We start from the raw sequence: 17,697 nt of genomic DNA, 5'->3' as shown, positions 1-17,697 counted from the left end.
TTGCAAGACGTAATTCGGTCTGATGAAGAGGCTGCTTAAAGTTGTAAACTACTGTGACAAGACACAAAGCCATCTTTGCAGGGGACGAATTTTCATACCTCCTTGACAATAGTATGATACTGAAGCAGATGGTCCTTTTTCTCTTCATATCGGGCAGGATATTTTTCGACATCGTAGGTAACTGGGAACCATCTGAGGATGCTCAAGCGATACTTCTTAATATCCTGGTCAATCTGCCTAAGCTGATCTCGTAAAATCCTGGGGTTAAATTTTTTCTGTTGAATTTGACGATGCAGTATCTTCTTTTTTCCCTGCAACTGATTCAGGATATCAAAGGCACCGGTTAAGGATCTCTCTAACGGATAATACCGATTTGCACCGCAGCAGTAGTAAGAATATTGATCTGTTCCCGGAATTCTCCACGAATGTGGTTCCATATAGCCCGCTTCCGTAATATGATATTTTTCCAAACAACAAGGACAGGTATAAGCTACGTGGCTGCTGTGCGTATCACGAGATAACTCTGCACCATCTTGTTTTGAAGAGCCAATGAACCTTGCATCCATCACAGACTTTTTTGAAGATCGTTTCGAGACAGCCTGCTTCTGACTGCTAGATGATTTTGAAGTGACATTCTTAGCACATTTTTGCGACGATTTTTCGGGCATGAGATGGTTTGCCTTTAAAATCATGCTAGTTTCGGTATCGTCCTCTAATAATTGCTTGGAAAGTTTCTTCGATGGCGTGATGACTTTTCGAATGGTAAAGGCAAAGTTACGAAGCGCTTTCCCAAGTATCTCCCATTTTTCCAAGGTTATTAATAGACGAGAGAATGAAGAAAGAACCTGGTACCGTTCCGGCATCTTCATGAGTTCTGTACGAAAGGAACGGATTCTGGTAACCGATACTGACAGATGCAGAATCCGCCAGATGTTTCTGTCCGTTTCCAGCCCAGCTTCTAAGAAAAGAGTATGCTTCTTCTGATAAAGATCTTCATAGAAAATACGGTCGACACTATCCTTAGCGAGATTGTAGGACTCCTTGCTCATATAATTGTGTGTATTCAGGCACTGGAGTAAAGTAGAAAATCTCTGACGGAGAATTTTTTGATTCTTTAGGCTCATATTAGGCATAGAGGCATCAGTCAAATAATCTTCCACAAGGAACATATACATTTCCCCCTCTGTTGTCTTTTTATGTATACACACAGTATAGCATATTCATAAAAAAAAGACGATTGAGGATACAATTAGCCTGTAATCGAATTGACATATCGGCTGTTATTTTGTCCGTACATACCAGTGTCAATCCGTCGGCACAAACTCAGCAACTATGCCGTCGGCACGTCTATTTATTGCATGTCAATCAAAACATGGAAGCAGCATATGTGCCCATGGCATCGCCGTCATGGCCGACGCCAGAAACTTCCTGCAGCTGCCATTTAAAAGGAACGCCCATCTTTTTCGCAGTTTCCTGTGCTGTCTGATAGAAAGCATGACCACGCTCCAGACGATTCATTCCCTGCGCATCAGCCTCCGGCGTTTTTCTCAAAACCTTGGAACGCTTTGTATCCTGATTCCCCAGCAGAATCGTCACGGGCTTCGAAAAAGCCTTTGCTAACTGTTTGTTAGTCAAAGGTACATCCTTGATGCCATACGGGAAGTCAATGGAACGATCTGGCATCGTGTACCAGCCTGCATTGGCAATCACGATTTTGTCAGCTGTGCATTTTTCTCCGAGCAGCACATAACGATGAATCAGCTGGGCTCCGGCTGAATGGGCAAAAAGGATAACAGGACTCTTGCGAATATGCATGCGTGCACGCACATCTGCTGTTACGTCATCGATAACCGGAAAAATCCAAGTCGACTCTGGATTCAACTGATCATCTCCCTCCTGATTTACAACATGGCCGAGATTATAGTAAGGAACACCGGGGAATTTCTCCTCCGAGAACTCCGGACATACCACTAAAAAGCCTTTTTCTTCCGCGGCTTTAATCCAGCCATCACGATATGTATCGGCATTGCGATTCAAACCATGAAATACAACTAGTACAGGCTTACCGTCCTGCCATGAAGACGAACGATATGTAAAGATATGCATTGGTTCAGAAGAATTTCCACGGGATTCTGGCATAAGATAACGCCCTGATCCTACAGGAACTGTTGAGAGAATTTGCGTTGATGCTGCCTGTGTTGTCTGCAGCGGCAATAACAAAACGGCCAGCATCAAGAAAATAATTTTACATATACTGTGCTTCATGATAAATCCTTTCCTTTTGCCAGAGCTCTGAGCACCATAAATAATCATATCAATAGCTCCGATTTTGGTAAGCTCATAAATGTCTGGCATAGTCTGCACCATCATGCAGCACAAGATCGGCAAATTCTTCCTTACCAAGCGTGATGCCACTGCGAGACAGCCGCTCATGACGTTTTTCGTAGATTTCATACATCATGAGCCGGCGGTCGTCCATCAGGCCATAATGGATCTTGCGATGGCAGATAGGACAAAGACAGACAAGATTCGCATAAATGTCGAGGCTGTGCTCAAACTTCCCCTGCAGATGAATGGGAATTGCGTGGTGCGACTCCATATAGGGTTTATGCGTTCGTTCCGCTATAAAGGTCTTGTGATCTCCGTCCATTTCACAGCGATAATCAGCGAATGCCAACGTCTGTCCACGCAAAATGTCAGAACGCATGAAGTGATGAACCTCATACGTACGCGGCTCTTCGGCAATTGGCGGCATGGGGATATCAAGTGCGCCGGCCCTGTCATGCAGCTCTGCGAACGACTGACCTTCAGCAAAACGCAGATAATTATTGAAGCCTGCCGTGTACATGCGGTTGCCGCGCCGGTCAAGTGCGACAAAATCAGCATCCTGCAATAGGATATCGCGCAAGTCATGCAAAACCTTGAGGTCCGTCACTTCATAAATCGAATCCCGAATAAGATGCTTCTCTTTAAGGTGCCGTGTAATATTATTGAGAGCATCGCAGTAATGCTTGACCGTGCGTGATGATACGCCACGTACATCAAGAAGATACCGCTTAAAATACGTTTTGAGGAGCGGCTCATCCTTTTCTGACTTTCCTCTCATATTCTCAATCACTTCCATTCAATCCAGCTGTCTTGCAAATTCCCTTGGCCTGCCATTTTGCGAACAAATCAAACCAGTTATCGGGAAAATCCAGCCTACGCCGTCCCAGCCGTTTTGATTTTTCGGCTCGCAGTTCGACGAAGGTTTGCCTCGGCTTTTCAGCAACTTCCAGCAACAACCTCAGAAGCAGATGATTCGCTGCCAATCCCTCCGGCTCCAGCATGACCGGATCCGTCCGGAATGGCAGCTGCAGCAGTTTTTTCAGGACCTCGATTTCCTTGTATCGATAATCAGTTCAACGCAACATATAAAATATCGTTGGCCAGCTGATCGCCAGAGACGTTATACCAGCTTGTATAAGGAATCTTTCCACCTTTCCCCGTATAGCCATAATAGCGATATTTCCATACGCCATTTACCTGCTTGAAGGAATAAAACCGCGTACCAATGGCATTTCCACCACCACGATCATCTTCATGCTCAGCCTGAATACATAATGGAGAAGCTGATGTTCCAGCTCCGTATACAGATCCTTTATCAACAGTCCAGTACGTATGGGCACCATCATAATTCAAATCAATCCATGGCGCTGCTTCAACCGAAGCTGGCTGCCAGGCATTGGTGCCACAGAAGAACGCTGACGCCATCAAGCCAGCAGCAGCTAAATATTTCCAATGATTTATAAGCACTTAAGTCAACCCCTTCAACTATTTATCGAACATTTTTTCGACATTTACTTGCCTCATTCATAAGCAATGCGGTCACAGTAGACGGCAAAATTATATCTCCAACCAGTTGCTTCATGAACTCCACCAGCACCGCCACTATAATAATAAGTACCTGTCGAAGTATCATAAGACGCGTAATAACCTCTCCATGCCGTTCCATCAGCAAAATAAATATTTCCTGTTGAATTACGACGATTTCCCCATGGACGTAATGGGCGCACAGAATCCACGTCCAAATACACATCGCCATGATCATCATCATAGCCTACATAATAATCTGTACGAGCCTCCGCTATCTGCGACTGCGGCATCATGACAGGAATGGCCGTTATACTGAGCATCATCACGCCGGCAAATGCCGCTGCGATCTTCTTCATAAGATGTCTCTTCATGGCTTTGTCCTCCTATAAACTACATTGTTATGCTTTATATAAACTTGCTGTTCTATATTAATTATTAAATTCCTGCTAAAATTAAATTATTTTGTAAATATATTTCTATGTTTTATTAAATCTAGATTCATTTATAATATCCATTTATATATAAAATACCCCTGCCACAGAAATCTTTGCTTCTGCAGCAGGGCTGCACATAAGATAAATTATTTATCTCTCAATTCCAGAACATCGACAGTGTAATACTGTTCGGATAATCGTCAAACCACATGTATTCTCCATGCCCTACGCTGTAAGCTCCATACTGCCCCGCTTTAGGTGCCTGACGAAAGCCATAGGCCTCTTGGAACTCGTAAGGGGCATTGGCGCAGTTGAAGCCCGTCCTATCAAAATGACGATTGCCATTTCGGTACATCTTGATAATAAAGACGCGCTGATGGCGCATGGTCAGCTCCAGCCCCAGCTTCTGATACTGCCAGGTATCCAGCGTCTTCCATGTCTTCGACTTCTGGATCTTGTCAGGCCTGCCGTATTTTGCCACTACTTCCGCTGCCGGCATATCGAGGCCGATGCCGCCGACGGACTCATAATACCGGGCCTGCGGCATACGCATAAGCATTGTTCCCTTGCTATCATCCATATTATCTTTGTTCAGGATGACATGAGAATGATAGCTATCTTTTCGCAAACTTTCGCAGATGAGCGGTAAGTCTCTATAGCCATCAGCTTCAACAATGCGAATGATGCAGCTAAAGTCAGAATTTCCTCCAGCGGGATGATAGGCTCCGACAATCTCACAGCCATTGACCGTCCTGCCCTGAAAATCCAGGACGACATTGCCTTCCGCATCGTACCATTGCCCCTGCAGCTTCGACAGAATTGATGCTGTAGTATCATAGGAAGACGCCATTGCGATGGAACTAAAACACCACAAAAGCAAAGCCGCTAAAAGCCAGACAACGCCTTTTCTCCATAACTTCATACAATCACTCCCTAGGAAAATCAACGTTTTTTAATTGCAAAATGATTCTGCACAATCCGATCCAGCTGCCTTGCGAATCCTTTTGGTCAGGATGGCAACATCCAGTTCATTGACACCATCGAATCACACCAGCTATCCTTTTTATTCTTCACATTCATGGAATATCCTGCCAAACCATTTTGTATAAGATCCTGTTGATAATTATGTTCTCTTTCTTTTCCTGCAAAAAAGTGATAAAATTTTTATAATATTACATCTCAATTGAAGTTGCAGATTTATGCGGTAAAGTGAAAAGAAAGGCTGCCATTATGACAATATTTTGGGTGAATCAAAAGCAACGGTACCAATACGAACGTGATACAGGATGCTTATTTTCCATGCAGCGCAATGTCAACGGCGATCATGCGCCCGGCTATGACACCATGACAGAAGTTCATAGGGATGACTTCATCATTCATCATGCCCATAGCCGCATCTTGGCAATCAGTATGGCAGTTTCAAATTGTTATGAAGCAAGTAAGCCGCATGTGTTATTGAATCTGGACCAGCCCAGTCTCTTCTGGGATAATTGTCATTTTTGCGTCGATACAGATTATGTCGAACTCGACACGCCCTTGGACATGCATCCTCACTGGAAATGGCTTTCCAATCATCCTCATAAAAACAGCGCATTTCTGAAGGATGGTACCCCAAAACAGCAATATTTATGCCATATAGCCGATGAACACATTTGTTATTTATTAGGGCAGGCATTAAGGCTGCAGTCATCGTCCGCTGCAAAAAGTATGATTCAGACTATTCTTAGCCAAATTGACGCTCAATCCCTTACGGGAAAAGCGTTGCTTGCCAAAGCAGAAGCAGCTTCTAAAAGAAATGCCACACAGCATCGTGTCATGACTGCCAGATACATTCATGATCCCTATATCGCCAAAGAGACGAAAGAGCGCGCTCATGGAATTTGTCAGCTTTGCGGTGCGCCAGCACCATTTAAGGATACGAATGGCCAGCCCTATCTTGAATGTCATCATGTTATTTGGCTTTCTCGCGGCGGTAAAGATACCCTTGAAAATACGACAGCACTTTGCCCGAATTGCCACAGACGCATGCACGTACTTGACGACCCTAAAGATATAAAGATTTTACAGCGAACATGATACAAAATCCCATTCTGCAAGGCCTTAACAAGCAGTAAAATAATGGGCAATTAACAGGCCTGCTATAGTTGCTTATCTAATGATATGGAGGTATCGATTAATGAACGAATTCAAAAAATTTGTGGACACCCTCAATATGGAAGAAGCCATCAAGATGAAAAGGCGCTGGAGGCCGCTGATGATTGGCAGGAAATGCGCGAAACAGAGCTTATCGCTAAAATGATTGCCAATGTTTTATGGGACTATAAAGTCAGCTCCGAATCCGCTAAAAGTCCTGACGAAGCCCGTAAATATGACAATCGGCGGGCCGAGCTCTATGCGAAATGGAAAGAACTCGGTTTCGTGAAATAAAAAATCGCATCCCACGAAGGATATACTATCCTGATGGGATGCGATCTTTATTTGTAAATTATTCTTTGATCATGCCAAGAACATCGTTGGCAGCGATGTCATGCTCGCTCATGTATTCGAGCAGTTCTTTGTAATCAGCTTTTGCTTTGTTTTCTTTCACAGCAGCCAGCTCAGCCTTAAGCTTCTTCAGCTCCGTTTTTTTCTTCGCAATTTTCTCCTCGAGGGTTGCAATCTTAGCATCGTAATTCGTAGCTCTTGCCATAATTCATTCTCCTATCCATATAGCATAAATTTTATTTCTTTTAGTATAACACGTTTCTTTTTATTAGGAAAGAACAATCGTACGATTAATTACAGTGTTTGCTCAATAGCTGCTCAACCGACTCCAATATTTTCTATAAAACTCATTTTGATCCTTGAATCCATACGCCTTGATCATGTTGATGATGGCGTCACTAACGGCATCGTGTTTCACGGCATGCGCAACGATAGACAAAAGATTTTCCAATGCTTCTTCTGTTAACTCTCGCTTCTCTATCTTTTTAGGTGCTGCCCCGGTTAAGGAAATTCCCTGTGCGGCGAAAGCTTCGGTCATCTCTTTTTCGCATTGTTTCTTTTCAGCAGCAGCAGCTTCTTCACGAGCCACGATCTCTTATTTTTTGCGGCGCTCTGCTGCATAGTTTTTTTCTACATACGCCTTGATATACCGCTTTCGATCCATACCATGATGATGACGCGCATCTGCCTCGTGAACGCCCAGATCGAAGGATTCCGCCACATCATCGAGGCCCCATTTTTTCACGACAGAATTAAACTCCAGCAGCGTAAAGCCTTCCTGATGGATCATTCTCTGTTTCAAGGATGCCTTTTTATCTGCAGCAATCACCTCGATAGGTATCTTCGCAGCTTCTGCTCGATTCGCATCTTCCTGGTTTTCCTGGCTGGAATTAGACAAGACAGTCGAAGCATCTACATCGATTGGTTCCGATTTGGCATCTTCTACAAATTCATATCCTGATTTATACTCCATCCAGATGGTAAAACTTGTTACACGATGCCCTGTTTTGTTCGAATCGTACCAAACATGATAAATCGTCTTCTCATTGATTTCTGCAATCGGTGCATCGAGGACACGGGCACGAAAATTATTGATGCGGCCAACATATTTTCCATCCGGAACGTTTAGTTTGAATCGCAAATCTTCCATAGTCAAGGTCCGATACATTCTTTTCTTCCCCTGCCGGAAATAACCTTGCTTCTCGAGCAATAATTCCATCAACCGCCAGCCGTATTCGCTGGTCAGTGGGAAGATCGTTTTGATTTCGTAGCTGGTATAGCGTTTCCCCATCAGCTCCAGCAGATAGGGTTTGATCTCATCATCGAATTGAATCAACAGGCCTTTTCCTTCCTCATAGTCCATCTTGCGATAGATGTGACGCAGCCCGAAGCCCCCATCTTCATATGACAGCTCGATATAGCCCTGAAATGCTTCTGTCAGATGGCGTTTTAAATTGGCTACGCTGCCATTATTGCCAAACAGCTCCTTCAATTCACGTGGAGAGATCCAGGTTTCGTGGAAATCTACATCATAAGGCCGGTCATCGCGGAAATGTGGCTTAAGGTCCTGAAGGCCGAGCAGAAATAGCCGCATTTCGGATACGTTCATATGTTTTCTCGCTTCAACGAGAGGATTGGCCTGATAGACTTTCTTTTCTAATAGGTTCTTACCCATAGGACATCACCTCTGTGAATATATCGTATCGAATATGCTACGTCATATCAATTCAACGTAGCATATTATAGATAAAAAACGTAGCATTTATCCCTGATAAAGATAAAACTTGTAGCACTTACAAGCTTAATCTCCTTGTACAAAGGTAAAAAACGTAGCACTTTAGGATAAAACTTGTAGCAGTTTAGATAAAAGATGTAGCACTTCGAGATAAAATTCGTAGCAGTTCCGGGTAAAATAGGTAGCACTTCAAGAGGTCGTGCAACTCCCGTAAAGCCTTATGGCACAAGGAATAGAGGGCATATCGGTGCAAAGCACAATAGTATAGAAAAGTAAGAGAATAATATAAAAAGTAAAGAATAGGGCGTGCGCCTCGCGCGCCGGCGAGGGCCCAGCCATTTCCCATATTCTACGGTACACTCTGCTATCTGCCACTATTCAGGTACTAAGATACGGCTCGCCCCTCGATACTCTTCTTTCACTCTTTTCCCTTTTTTCTTTCCTTTCGGTCCCCTCGGAGCATAGCTCTATGCCTAAGGCAGGTATATACGCAATGAAGGGTTCACCTGCTTGATGGATAAATAAGGTAGCTGTTTGGGCAGCCTCTTTTATGACGGTGACAGTTGCTTTTACGGGAGGATCGATGAGGTCGACGGTACCTTCTTTGAGAGCGTCAAGCCACTGATGGTAGTATTTGGCGACGGTTTTGCGCGTTTTGTGAAGTGTCTCCGCGATTGCTTTGATGCTCGTAAAGCCGTGTTTGCGCAGATGATCCCAGACTTCTTTTCTGCTGGCAGAGGTTTTGCTTTCGGCGATGAGGGCGAGGTGTTCTGCCTGGGTGCGGCCATTGCGTTTGGTCTTGCGGTCAAAGGACCAGCCGAGCCATGCTTCAAGGGTCGCGGCGCGGACGGTTTTGGCTTTTTCGGGATCGCAGACTTCGAGTGCGTGTTTCGCCTCTTTTAAGGGCAGGCCGAGTTTTCTGGCGATGGCCATGGCATCTTTGCTGAGCTGCTCGAACGGAATATTGCATTTGCAGCCGACGCAGGCCAGGGCGAAGATCGAGTTGTAGCGATGGCCTTCTTTGCTCCTGAGCGGGATCAAATTGGTGAGGTAGGTGTAGAAGCCGGAATGACCGTGCGGCGCCGCGTCTGAGGGGCGTTTCTCGTAATCGCGTTCCATGTACTGCGGACGCTGCCAGACGATGCCCAAGGAATCAGCCAGGGCCTCTATGGACACTTTCCCGCCGACCTGATAAGCCGTGCAGCTCTTGCCGAGCTTGGTCTGACTGCCGACGATGCGGTAGCTGTGGGAAATGCCCGTGCCCGTGTCGGCCTTGAATTTGCGGCTTGCGAAAACCTGCAGCAGGGCGCTGTGAAGTTTTTTCAGGATTTCCTTGGTCCAGTCGTACGTATTTACGGCTTCCGCTAACAAATAGACGAGATGGACGCCGTTGCCGGAATTGACGAGATACGTCGGACGGAAGCCATAGAAGTCCTGCTGACAAAGAAGGCGCAGGTCGGCTGCCTTGACGTAATCGAGGTCGATGTAAATGCAGGGCAGCAGGTGCATCAAGTTTTCTTTGGCATAGTTCTTGTAATAGACGGCAGGATAGACATAGGCATCCCGGCGGCCGCCGGAAGCGACCAGCATGTCCATGATATCCAGGTATTTCTGCATGCGCTGTCCCTTTTGGGCATTTGCATGGACGGCACAGATCTTGAAGTATTCAGGGAGGTCATCAAGACCGAGTGACTCATAGAAGTCATATGGTGCAATCGCAGAATAGTTCTTGTTCAGGTAAGCTGACTTTGCCTCCCAGTCCTTTAGCTTTTTGCTTATGGATGCGTTTTTCTTCTTCATGCGATCACCTCCGTTTGTCAGCTTGTACGAAAAAAGCCCGTCCTCATCGGACGGGCCGTCTTTCACGGATAAGTGATCTGCAGTGCCAGCCTCCCTGCCATTGTGCAGGGAATAGACTGATCCCGTAAAAACCGTCTTTTTGCATTTCTTGCCGGCGGTTTTGCGGGGATTTCTGCATATCATGCGTCTATATGCTTGCTATCTATTTTTATCTTTGCTAAAATAGAAGCATGATATTAGCAGTCATCTTATCGGAACTTGGGTTTCCGATGAGAGCGTCATACCGAGTTGGAAGCTTTGGTACGAGCTGTAATATAGAGAGCTCTTCAGTATTGGAAGTACGGAAGGGCTCTTTTCTTTTGTCGTTTTTCTGGGTTATGCACAGTGTGGCTGTTGATAACCCCTTGCTGATTACAAGCATAGCATAGGTGAGTGTCAATTGCAATATGGAAAAAACGGACTTTATTCCGTTTTGTTTTGAATCGTGTTGAACAACATCATCAACAAATCCATATAATTTTTCGTGTTGGACATGTTGATATTGTTGTTCAACTTAGCCAACATAATTGTGCTTTTCCCCGTTTTTTTAGCATCTTACCCACTATATATAGTGGGTGTTGGATATATTGTTCAACGTATATAGTGTTGATACTGTTGTTCAACATTTTGGCGAAAAGATGGTGAAAAAAAGAAAAAATTTTTTTTTCGACAAGAGTAATGGTTGGATATATTGAACAACAAATCCAATATATCCAACATATCCAAGAAGCTCTATCATAATTTTATGTTCAACATGTATATTGATATTTTTATTGTTCAATATTTTATGGTATAATGCAGATAACGCAATTAAGAGAAAAATATGATTTTGAGGAGTTTTGTTTCATGAAAGTATATGCTATTGCCAATCAGAAAGGCGGCGTCTCGAAGACGACGACCGCACAGTGCCTCGGGGCCGGACTTGCTCACGCTGGCTACAAGGTCCTGCTGCTCGACCTTGACCCGCAGAGCAATCTGACCTCGATTTGCCATGCCGTAACGGATGCGCAGGATAAGACGACCGTCACGATGCTGGAAATCCTGACGAAGGAAAATAATATCAATGAAGGAATCCAGCATATGGACCTTTATGATATCGTGCCGTCCTCGATGTTCCTCGCCTCAATTGATGCGCGCCTCACGGACCAGATGTCGCGTCCGTACCGTCTGCAGACGGCCCTAAAGGATTTGAAGGACGACTACGATTACGTTCTTGTTGATACGCCGCCGGCTCTGGGGACGCTGACGAACAATGCCCTTGTCGCAGCGGACTATGTCATCATTCCGGCACAGGCCGATATTTTGTCTCTGCAGGGCGTCAGTCAGCTCTATGAGACCATCGAGAGTGTCCGCGAGCATGCGAATCCAAAGCTCGTAATTGCCGGCATCGTGCTGACGCGCTTCCAGGGCCGCGCGAATCTTTCAAAGGAACTCGTCACGCTCTTCAATGCGGCTGCCGCTCAGCTGCGCACGAAGCTGTTTGATACGAAAATCCGCGAAGCTGTCGCCGTGAAAGAAGCACAGGCAGCCCTTAGCGATATTTTCACCATGGATCCAAAGTCAAATCCGAGCAGGGATTATGCTTCTTTGATCCAGGAGATTTTTGGCGTGGATGTGTTCCAGAAGGCAGGTGCTGACAAATGAGCAAGAAAAAAGTCACGATTGCCGCGGGAGCCAATCCCTTCGACAAGAGTAAATCTCCTGCTGACTACTTATTTGAAGGGGCACCTTCGCTGCCACAGGAAAAATCTTCTTCTTCATTGAACAAAGAAGAAGAAAATAAGAACGTTGGATATGTTGGAACAGTTGAATATATTGATAATGTTGAACAACAAAATCAACATGTCCAACAAGTCCAACAGCATAATGCGGCAAATTCGGCCTTTCAGCAGGACGATGCAGGCACAGGGAACCGAGAAAATGAAGAAAAGCAGGGAATAGAGAACGCTGCTGATACCATCGCTGCCCATGAAAAAATGGAGAACGATTTGGCGCTGAGCACAGCTTTTGCAGCCGAGGGAGCTGCCGAAGGGAAGACAGAAGAAGCCGAGAAGTCTGCAGGCAAAAAAAGAGGACGTCCCCGTCAGTTCCCGGGACGTCAGCATATTCATTTGATTCTGCCCGACCATCAGGCCGATATGATCAAGAGTCTGGCCAAGATGACCGGCGTCAGTGTCAATCAGTTCATGATTCAGGCTGTCGACACGATGTATGAGGAACACTGGAAGCCCGTTGTGGAAATCCTGCAGCAGAATCGTCATAAACTCGGTCTTGACCGCAAACTGGATAAAAATCTGTTCGACGATGACGTCGATTGAGCGTGGAAATTGGTTGGATATGTTGATTATGTTGGATATGTTGAACAACATAATCAACATATCCAATTTATCCAACATATCCAGTATATCCAATACATCCAACATATCCAATATATTTGTAGAAAGACATAGTTGGATTTACTGCTCCTGAAAGTTAAGTTGTGATAATTGAATAAGTCATGATTAACGGCCTATCCATGCATGATTGACTAAATCTGCATGAATAGGCCGTTTTGTAATGATACGCTCAGTTCTGGACAATCGATACGCTGCCATCTTCGCTGACGGCGCAGCACCGGTCGGTATAGACTTCGATGAAGGCGTAATCCATCATCGCTAAAGCGCGTGCTTTTTCCATTCCGTTCGGCAAAGTTTCGCCGCGCTTATAATGTGTGATAATGGATCCCGCGGGATCCAGGGTATGCACTTCGTACGGGTCGCCCAGATAACAGCGTGAGATGATGCCGATGAAGAAGCCCTCTAGCTTTACCTCCGGCAGTTCTGCCTGAATCTGATTGACGATGTCTTTCACTTTGGCGGCATTCATGACATGACCGCCGGCATCGAGCTGATGCATGGCACGCAGGTAAGCTTCGGAGCGCGGCTTGCGAAGTGCGCGGTCAAGGCGCATTTTTTCTTTTGGGTCATCATGTTTCACCGTCCGCGTCAACGAAAATGCGCTGTCCGTACTTTCGCTGACCTTTGGACGATGCAGCATTGGTTTTGGCATAAGATGATCCCTCCCTATCAAATCAATACTTTACGCGGGCGCACACCATCTTTCTTTGGCAGCGAATTTTCTTCGCCGATTGGGCGTCCGGAAGCTGGTACGGCACGCTCTTTTCCCCAGGCGCGGATGCTTTCGATGCGTTCCGGGCTCGTCTGGGAGAGAGGCACGACATTTTCAAAGGCTGCCTCAAAATTCTCCGGACTTAATTCAAAATCGTCACTGGCAAGACTCCGATAGGCAATATCGCGGATGGTTGATTCGATATCCGCTCCCGTGAAGCCCTCGCTCATCTCGACGATGCGGTCGGAAAATGGGCCGCTGAAATCCACGCCAAGGTAGCGCCGCATATAGAGCGCAAGGATTTCACGCCGTTCTTCTGCCGTCGGCAGGTCAACGAAGAACAGTTCATCGAAGCGGCCGCGGCGCAGCAGTTCCGAAGGAAGCATCGAGACATCGTTTGCCGTTGCCACGACAAAGACCTGTTTTTTGCATTCCTGCAGCCAGAACAGGAACTGACCGACCATGCGCGTCGACACGCCGCCGTCGTTGCTGCTTCCGGCTCCCGACAGCCCTTTTTCAATTTCATCAATCCAAAGGATACAGGGCGATACGTTCTCGGCCGTGGTCAGGGCGTCTTTGAGCTGCTGCTCTGACTGGCCGACATAGCTTCCCTGTACGGTGGCAAAATCCAGCCGGTAAAGCGGCAGCTTCCAATTGGCGGCGATGGATTTTGCGGAAAGCGACTTTCCGCAGCCAGGTACGCCGACGAGCAGGATGCCGCGCGGCGGCTGCAGTCCTTTGGCACGCATGATGGCCCGTTTATCCGGGGACAGCAGCTGCTTTTTTTCGTCGAGCCATTTGCGCAGGCCGGCAAGTCCGCCGACATCCTTGACACTCGGGTCGACGTTGATTTTCTCGAGTCCGGAAATATCGGAGAACAAGCGGTCCTTGGCCGAACGGACTTCGTCGAGGTCGGACTTTTTGATTTCCTTCTTCGCAATCAGGGCTGCCATGACATTTTCGGCCTCGATGCTCGTCACGCCGGCCAAAACAGAAGCAGCTTCGCGGATGTCCGTGTCATCCCATTCAATCGGGATTTCGGACCGATAATCATCGATGTACTCCTTGACGATGGGATACATTTCCTCCTCATTCGGCAAGTCGATGCGGATCATCATCCCGGAACGCTGCAGCCGGTTCCAAACGGCTCCCTGCGTGAATACGGCAACGGAGCCGCCATTTTCATTGGCCAGATTTACTAGGTCGAGAAGCTGCCGCGAATTATCGTTATCCTGACTGATATCGGGTGTCTCCGTCAGGATGAGCGTCAGATTCTGCCGCCGTTTCATCTGTTCACTCATAAAGTCGATGGCCCCGTACAAGGATTTGTCCTCTGAAAGAACCTTATTTGTCGTCAGGTCATACACGCCTTTCGATAAGGTATGAACGCAAACAGTCAGGCTGAGTTCTTTGGCAATATCCTTCCAGGCATCGAGAACGCGCGTGCGTTCAATCGTCTGCAGGGAAATAAACGGGATCCGTGCAATCATATAGCGGCGCAGGAGCTCTGTACTTTTCTTCAAATCTGCCATAATCTACCCTCTCTATCCTGCTCTCAATCCAAACGGTTGATTGGATGGTTCCGCAGGATACTTTTTAATTTTCCCAATGGATCTGCTTTGACGCTGTCCTCTAAACTTTTCTGCATGGTATCTGCCTGTTCACGGACCAGTTTCTCATAGGCGTCCTGCTGGTCCTTTGGCAGGGCAGGAATGCGGCAGGCCTGAACCAAAATCTGCATGGACCGCCGCAGTTCCAGCAGTGCCTGAATGAGTTCTGCTTCTCCAGAAGCTTGACTCATTTTACGCTGAAATAAATCCGACGCATTGTTCATGCGCGTATTCAGCGTATCGGCAAAACGATTCGCAAAACGTTCTGCAACGCCGCTCTGCCAATGAAGTGTGCCTGCCTGCATAGCAGCCATGGCTTCTTCATCCTGACTGCCGTCGGCAAAGGCATGCAGGACCTTCGCCCATTCTGCATAAGTGGCTGGTGTTTTCATATCATATTCCGCCTTTTCTTCATCGAACGTCTGACAACGACCTGCGGCGGGAGGATGTCCCAGGCTGCAGAGAGTCCTTTTGCCAGTGGATCATCTGACTGTATTTCCTTTGCTTCTGCCTGCTGCACACCCTGCTTTTCCGCTGGTGTCTGCTTGGCAGCGGGCGTTTTCGGGTCAATTGGACGAAATGCGTCTGCCATATGTTTCCCTTCTTCCTTTTTCTAGATGCATCCTTTATTCTGCCGCACTGATTTTCCGGATGCCATCGATGTGAGCACGGACGAACTGATTGGGGGCCAGCCCCTTCAAGAAGGTTTCCGTCTTGGTGAACTCTGCATCCTTTTTCTCGAACAATTCCCGTACATCCACGACTTCGGCCAGCAGCGCGCGCAGGATCTCTTCCCCTTTTGGACGATTGTTTTCCCAGTCTTCTGCGACTTTCTTTGCTGCCAGATAACGCGTCCTTTCTCCGTTATAGCGGGAGTATGCCCAGACCGCCAGAACGGCGAAAATGATGCCAGCCACTATTGTGACATAGAAGCCGGCCACGGCTAAAACTGCAAATACCCAGCGAAGTGTTTTACACATTTCACCGGTTTTTGTCATCTCGTTGCCCTTCATGGCTTCCTCTTTCTGTCGGTCGACAAATTGATTCCATGAAGCAAGGATCTCTTCTTCGTTTTCGCCATTCTGTGTCTGTGCTTCAAACCCTTGCAGCTCAAACGTAATTCCCTGTGGCACAGCACTGCGGTTCGCGGCGGTGATATCGCGGTAGGCATCGAGAATCCAGTCCTTTGACAGGGAAATGGCAAATTTCTGCGTTGCAGCATCCGCATGTACGAGTTCAGGATTCATCGAAGCATCGGTCAGCAGCTGCACGAAGTTTTTATGCGTCTCAAAAGATGTTTTCTGCACATCCATATGCTTGTTCGCTTCTGCTTCATCCCCGTGGAAGTCCAAAACAAGCTGCTCGAGCTGTTCTTTTTTCCGGAGCGGCAATTCTTCATCATCAAAATTCGTGACCAGTTCATCCAACATGTCATCCAAATGGGCAGTTAATTCCTTCGTTGGATTTTTCTGCTGGAATATGGCGTCGAAATCATCATATAAAACCTCATGCAGATAGGCACCGCTTAGAACGGCGGCCATTGCCGGCCAAGTCGGACTGTACTGCTGCAGATAGGGAAAATCTGTTTCCTTGCTGAGGTCTGGTTTCTTCAGCAGAATAGCCTGTTTCCACTGCTCGCGCTGCTTCTCTACAAAGCCCGGTTTTGCCTCAAGATGTTCGAGCCATTCCTTCATCTGTCCGCCAACCTCATTTTCAAGGTCATTTCCCCAAAGACCATTGGCGTAAGCGGAAAGTACGAGGATGGTCTTGCGGTCCAGATTTTCTTCATCCTGATTGGCAAGATACCGATTCACCCACTTGATGCAGGCAAGCTTGCGGTCCGCACGGCGGCAGATCAAGGCAAAGAACAATGAGGTCTTTTCATCATCCCGGGCAATTGCCTCTTTGACTGCCTTCTGGGCAAGCTCTTTGTTATCTGCAATCCACGCGGCCAGGGCGACAAGGCAGGGAGCAAGCCAATACCCCGGTGTCTTGATCATCACATCCTCAGTTGCGTTATTGATAATTTCCTTACGGATGATGCCAATATCCGTTGCCTGCAGGATTCCCGTTGCCATACGCCTGACCACATCGTAATGGCCAAAGCGCTTCTGGATTTCCTGCCTGAGCTTCACGACGCGCGTTTCGGCAAGCTGCTCACGGTTGCGCAGCATCTGCTCATTGACAAAAGCATGAAACTCATCGACCAGAGCTTCAAGCTCTGATTTTGTATGCAGCAGTTCCCCTTCGACTGCATCGACATGTGTATCAACGGCCGCAATCCTGCCATGAATTGCTTCCAGGTTACTGGCAATTCTGGATAAGTCGGCCGTTTGGATAATGCGATCTGCCATTCTTTCCCCTCCAAGCTCTCTATATTTCTCATTATTCTTTAAATTCTATATATGGATTCTACATAAAATCCTATTTTCCTTCTAAGTGGCATGTTGCAGTTCTGGCGGCATAATAAATGGCCTGTGCAGGTAAGATAACAGAAATAAAAAAAGAAACCGGTACCTTTTTGTACCGGCTTCTTTAGAGACGTCCCTTTCATATGGAGCAAACACCAGCGGCCACCCGAAGGTGACACGCGGTGTTTGGTTGGTCAAGCTTTAGGCGTTTTCACGCTTGG

Annotated in this window: 20 protein-coding genes; 4 read left to right on the top strand and 16 right to left on the bottom strand. The window is 46.7% G+C overall.

Translation table 11 applies throughout. From position 1 onward, the window contains the following. Positions 1–92: 92 nt before the first annotated feature. From ACI4OH_RS11810 to ACI4OH_RS11780, 7 genes are all read right to left on the bottom strand, one after another. Positions 93–1,169: a hypothetical protein gene (locus ACI4OH_RS11810; RefSeq protein ID WP_435721948.1), complete on the bottom strand. Its 1,077-nt coding sequence runs from the start codon at positions 1,167–1,169 to the stop codon at positions 93–95. Between the two features lie 196 nt (positions 1,170–1,365). Further along, positions 1,366–2,355 (bottom strand): alpha/beta hydrolase, encoded by a 990-nt coding sequence (locus ACI4OH_RS11805; RefSeq protein WP_435721947.1) that lies wholly within the window; start codon positions 2,353–2,355, stop codon positions 1,366–1,368. After that, entirely contained in the window at positions 2,339–3,106 is a 768-nt protein-coding gene (locus ACI4OH_RS11800; RefSeq protein WP_435721946.1) for an HNH endonuclease, read from the bottom strand. The genes ACI4OH_RS11805 and ACI4OH_RS11800 overlap by 17 nt, the downstream gene beginning before the upstream one ends. A 4-nt stretch (positions 3,107–3,110) precedes the next feature. Continuing rightward, the gene (locus tag ACI4OH_RS11795; protein ID WP_439784783.1) at positions 3,111–3,311 is read right to left on the bottom strand and encodes a hypothetical protein; all 201 of its coding nucleotides are present in this window, start codon (positions 3,309–3,311) and stop codon (positions 3,111–3,113) included. Positions 3,312–3,396: 85 nt separating this feature from the next. Beyond that, positions 3,397–3,795, bottom strand: a complete 399-nt coding sequence (locus ACI4OH_RS11790) for a hypothetical protein (protein ID WP_432647462.1) — start codon at positions 3,793–3,795, stop codon at positions 3,397–3,399. A gap of 53 nt (positions 3,796–3,848) precedes the next feature. Then, positions 3,849–4,226, bottom strand: coding sequence for a hypothetical protein (locus ACI4OH_RS11785; protein ID WP_432647463.1), 378 nt, complete (start codon positions 4,224–4,226; stop codon positions 3,849–3,851). Positions 4,227–4,446: 220 nt separating this feature from the next. Beyond that, positions 4,447–5,211, bottom strand: coding sequence for a hypothetical protein (locus tag ACI4OH_RS11780; RefSeq protein WP_432647464.1), 765 nt, complete (start codon positions 5,209–5,211; stop codon positions 4,447–4,449). A 377-nt stretch (positions 5,212–5,588) separates the two neighbouring features. Between ACI4OH_RS11780 and ACI4OH_RS11775 the strand changes: the two genes are divergently transcribed. Together ACI4OH_RS11775 and ACI4OH_RS11770 are read left to right on the top strand one after the other, a co-directional pair. Further along, positions 5,589–6,365: an HNH endonuclease gene (locus ACI4OH_RS11775; RefSeq protein WP_435721945.1), complete on the top strand. Its 777-nt coding sequence runs from the start codon at positions 5,589–5,591 to the stop codon at positions 6,363–6,365. Between the two features lie 84 nt (positions 6,366–6,449). Beyond that, a complete protein-coding gene (locus tag ACI4OH_RS11770; protein ID WP_435721944.1) occupies positions 6,450–6,716 on the top strand; it encodes a hypothetical protein in 267 nt (88 codons plus the stop codon). 58 nt (positions 6,717–6,774) lie between these two features. Here ACI4OH_RS11770 and ACI4OH_RS11765 read toward each other — a convergent pair whose 3' ends face one another. From ACI4OH_RS11765 to ACI4OH_RS11750, 4 genes are all read right to left on the bottom strand, one after another. After that, positions 6,775–6,978 carry a protein kinase gene (locus tag ACI4OH_RS11765; RefSeq protein WP_432647467.1) on the bottom strand — a complete coding sequence of 68 codons (204 nt, stop codon included), beginning with the start codon at positions 6,976–6,978 and terminating at the stop codon, positions 6,775–6,777. 102 nt (positions 6,979–7,080) lie between these two features. After that, on the bottom strand, positions 7,081–7,362 hold the full coding sequence (locus ACI4OH_RS11760; RefSeq protein WP_435721943.1) for a hypothetical protein: 282 nt from the start codon (positions 7,360–7,362) through the stop codon (positions 7,081–7,083). 6 nt (positions 7,363–7,368) lie between these two features. Next, positions 7,369–8,448 (bottom strand): replication initiation protein, encoded by a 1,080-nt coding sequence (locus tag ACI4OH_RS11755; protein ID WP_435721942.1) that lies wholly within the window; start codon positions 8,446–8,448, stop codon positions 7,369–7,371. A 438-nt stretch (positions 8,449–8,886) separates the two neighbouring features. Next, positions 8,887–10,308 (bottom strand): hypothetical protein, encoded by a 1,422-nt coding sequence (locus ACI4OH_RS11750; RefSeq protein WP_435721941.1) that lies wholly within the window; start codon positions 10,306–10,308, stop codon positions 8,887–8,889. Between the two features lie 885 nt (positions 10,309–11,193). Between ACI4OH_RS11750 and ACI4OH_RS11745 the strand changes: the two genes are divergently transcribed. Both ACI4OH_RS11745 and ACI4OH_RS11740 read left to right on the top strand, forming a co-directional pair. Further along, entirely contained in the window at positions 11,194–11,991 is a 798-nt protein-coding gene (locus tag ACI4OH_RS11745; protein ID WP_435721940.1) for a ParA family protein, read from the top strand. Beyond that, complete coding sequence (locus ACI4OH_RS11740; RefSeq protein WP_439784782.1) at positions 11,988–12,665, top strand: hypothetical protein; 678 nt, start codon at positions 11,988–11,990, stop codon at positions 12,663–12,665. Before ACI4OH_RS11745 ends, ACI4OH_RS11740 begins: the two co-directional genes overlap by 4 nt. A 247-nt stretch (positions 12,666–12,912) precedes the next feature. Here ACI4OH_RS11740 and ACI4OH_RS11735 read toward each other — a convergent pair whose 3' ends face one another. From ACI4OH_RS11735 to ACI4OH_RS11715, 5 genes are read right to left on the bottom strand one after another with little or no spacing between them, the layout of a single operon-like run. Continuing rightward, positions 12,913–13,395, bottom strand: a complete 483-nt coding sequence (locus ACI4OH_RS11735) for a hypothetical protein (RefSeq protein ID WP_435721938.1) — start codon at positions 13,393–13,395, stop codon at positions 12,913–12,915. 17 nt (positions 13,396–13,412) lie between these two features. Continuing rightward, positions 13,413–14,987 (bottom strand): AAA family ATPase, encoded by a 1,575-nt coding sequence (locus tag ACI4OH_RS11730; protein ID WP_435721937.1) that lies wholly within the window; start codon positions 14,985–14,987, stop codon positions 13,413–13,415. Between the two features lie 23 nt (positions 14,988–15,010). Further along, on the bottom strand, positions 15,011–15,457 hold the full coding sequence (locus ACI4OH_RS11725; protein ID WP_435721936.1) for a hypothetical protein: 447 nt from the start codon (positions 15,455–15,457) through the stop codon (positions 15,011–15,013). After that, on the bottom strand, positions 15,454–15,657 hold the full coding sequence (locus tag ACI4OH_RS11720) for a hypothetical protein (protein ID WP_435721935.1): 204 nt from the start codon (positions 15,655–15,657) through the stop codon (positions 15,454–15,456). The genes ACI4OH_RS11725 and ACI4OH_RS11720 overlap by 4 nt, the downstream gene beginning before the upstream one ends. A 34-nt stretch (positions 15,658–15,691) precedes the next feature. Then, positions 15,692–17,419 (bottom strand): DUF456 domain-containing protein, encoded by a 1,728-nt coding sequence (locus tag ACI4OH_RS11715; protein WP_435721934.1) that lies wholly within the window; start codon positions 17,417–17,419, stop codon positions 15,692–15,694. Positions 17,420–17,697 lie beyond the last annotated feature (278 nt).

Source organism: Mitsuokella apri, from assembly GCF_051886055.1.
Classification (GTDB): domain Bacteria; phylum Bacillota; class Negativicutes; order Selenomonadales; family Selenomonadaceae; genus Mitsuokella.
The sequence above is the reverse complement of the archived record's forward strand: the minus strand, read 5'-3'. Positions and strand labels throughout refer to the sequence as shown.

What these genes read in the sequence shown, in the direction of transcription:
- ACI4OH_RS11810 (WP_435721948.1), bottom strand. Translation starts at nt 1,169, where the DNA reads ATGTTCCTTGTGGAAGATTATTTGACTGATGCCTCTATGCCTAATATG.
- ACI4OH_RS11805 (WP_435721947.1), bottom strand. Translation starts at nt 2,355, where the DNA reads ATGCCAGACATTTATGAGCTTACCAAAATCGGAGCTATTGATATGATT.
- ACI4OH_RS11800 (WP_435721946.1), bottom strand. Translation starts at nt 3,106, where the DNA reads ATGAGAGGAAAGTCAGAAAAGGATGAGCCGCTCCTCAAAACGTATTTT.
- ACI4OH_RS11785 (WP_432647463.1), bottom strand. Translation starts at nt 4,226, where the DNA reads ATGAAGAGACATCTTATGAAGAAGATCGCAGCGGCATTTGCCGGCGTG.
- ACI4OH_RS11780 (WP_432647464.1), bottom strand. Translation starts at nt 5,211, where the DNA reads ATGAAGTTATGGAGAAAAGGCGTTGTCTGGCTTTTAGCGGCTTTGCTT.
- ACI4OH_RS11775 (WP_435721945.1), top strand. Translation starts at nt 5,589, where the DNA reads ATGCAGCGCAATGTCAACGGCGATCATGCGCCCGGCTATGACACCATG.
- ACI4OH_RS11770 (WP_435721944.1), top strand. Translation starts at nt 6,450, where the DNA reads ATGGAGGTATCGATTAATGAACGAATTCAAAAAATTTGTGGACACCCT.
- ACI4OH_RS11765 (WP_432647467.1), bottom strand. Translation starts at nt 6,978, where the DNA reads ATGGCAAGAGCTACGAATTACGATGCTAAGATTGCAACCCTCGAGGAG.
- ACI4OH_RS11755 (WP_435721942.1), bottom strand. Translation starts at nt 8,448, where the DNA reads ATGGGTAAGAACCTATTAGAAAAGAAAGTCTATCAGGCCAATCCTCTC.
- ACI4OH_RS11750 (WP_435721941.1), bottom strand. Translation starts at nt 10,308, where the DNA reads ATGAAGAAGAAAAACGCATCCATAAGCAAAAAGCTAAAGGACTGGGAG.
- ACI4OH_RS11745 (WP_435721940.1), top strand. Translation starts at nt 11,194, where the DNA reads ATGAAAGTATATGCTATTGCCAATCAGAAAGGCGGCGTCTCGAAGACG.
- ACI4OH_RS11740 (WP_439784782.1), top strand. Translation starts at nt 11,988, where the DNA reads ATGAGCAAGAAAAAAGTCACGATTGCCGCGGGAGCCAATCCCTTCGAC.
- ACI4OH_RS11735 (WP_435721938.1), bottom strand. Translation starts at nt 13,395, where the DNA reads ATGCCAAAACCAATGCTGCATCGTCCAAAGGTCAGCGAAAGTACGGAC.
- ACI4OH_RS11730 (WP_435721937.1), bottom strand. Translation starts at nt 14,987, where the DNA reads ATGGCAGATTTGAAGAAAAGTACAGAGCTCCTGCGCCGCTATATGATT.
- ACI4OH_RS11725 (WP_435721936.1), bottom strand. Translation starts at nt 15,457, where the DNA reads ATGAAAACACCAGCCACTTATGCAGAATGGGCGAAGGTCCTGCATGCC.
- ACI4OH_RS11720 (WP_435721935.1), bottom strand. Translation starts at nt 15,657, where the DNA reads ATGGCAGACGCATTTCGTCCAATTGACCCGAAAACGCCCGCTGCCAAG.
- ACI4OH_RS11715 (WP_435721934.1), bottom strand. Translation starts at nt 17,419, where the DNA reads ATGGCAGATCGCATTATCCAAACGGCCGACTTATCCAGAATTGCCAGT.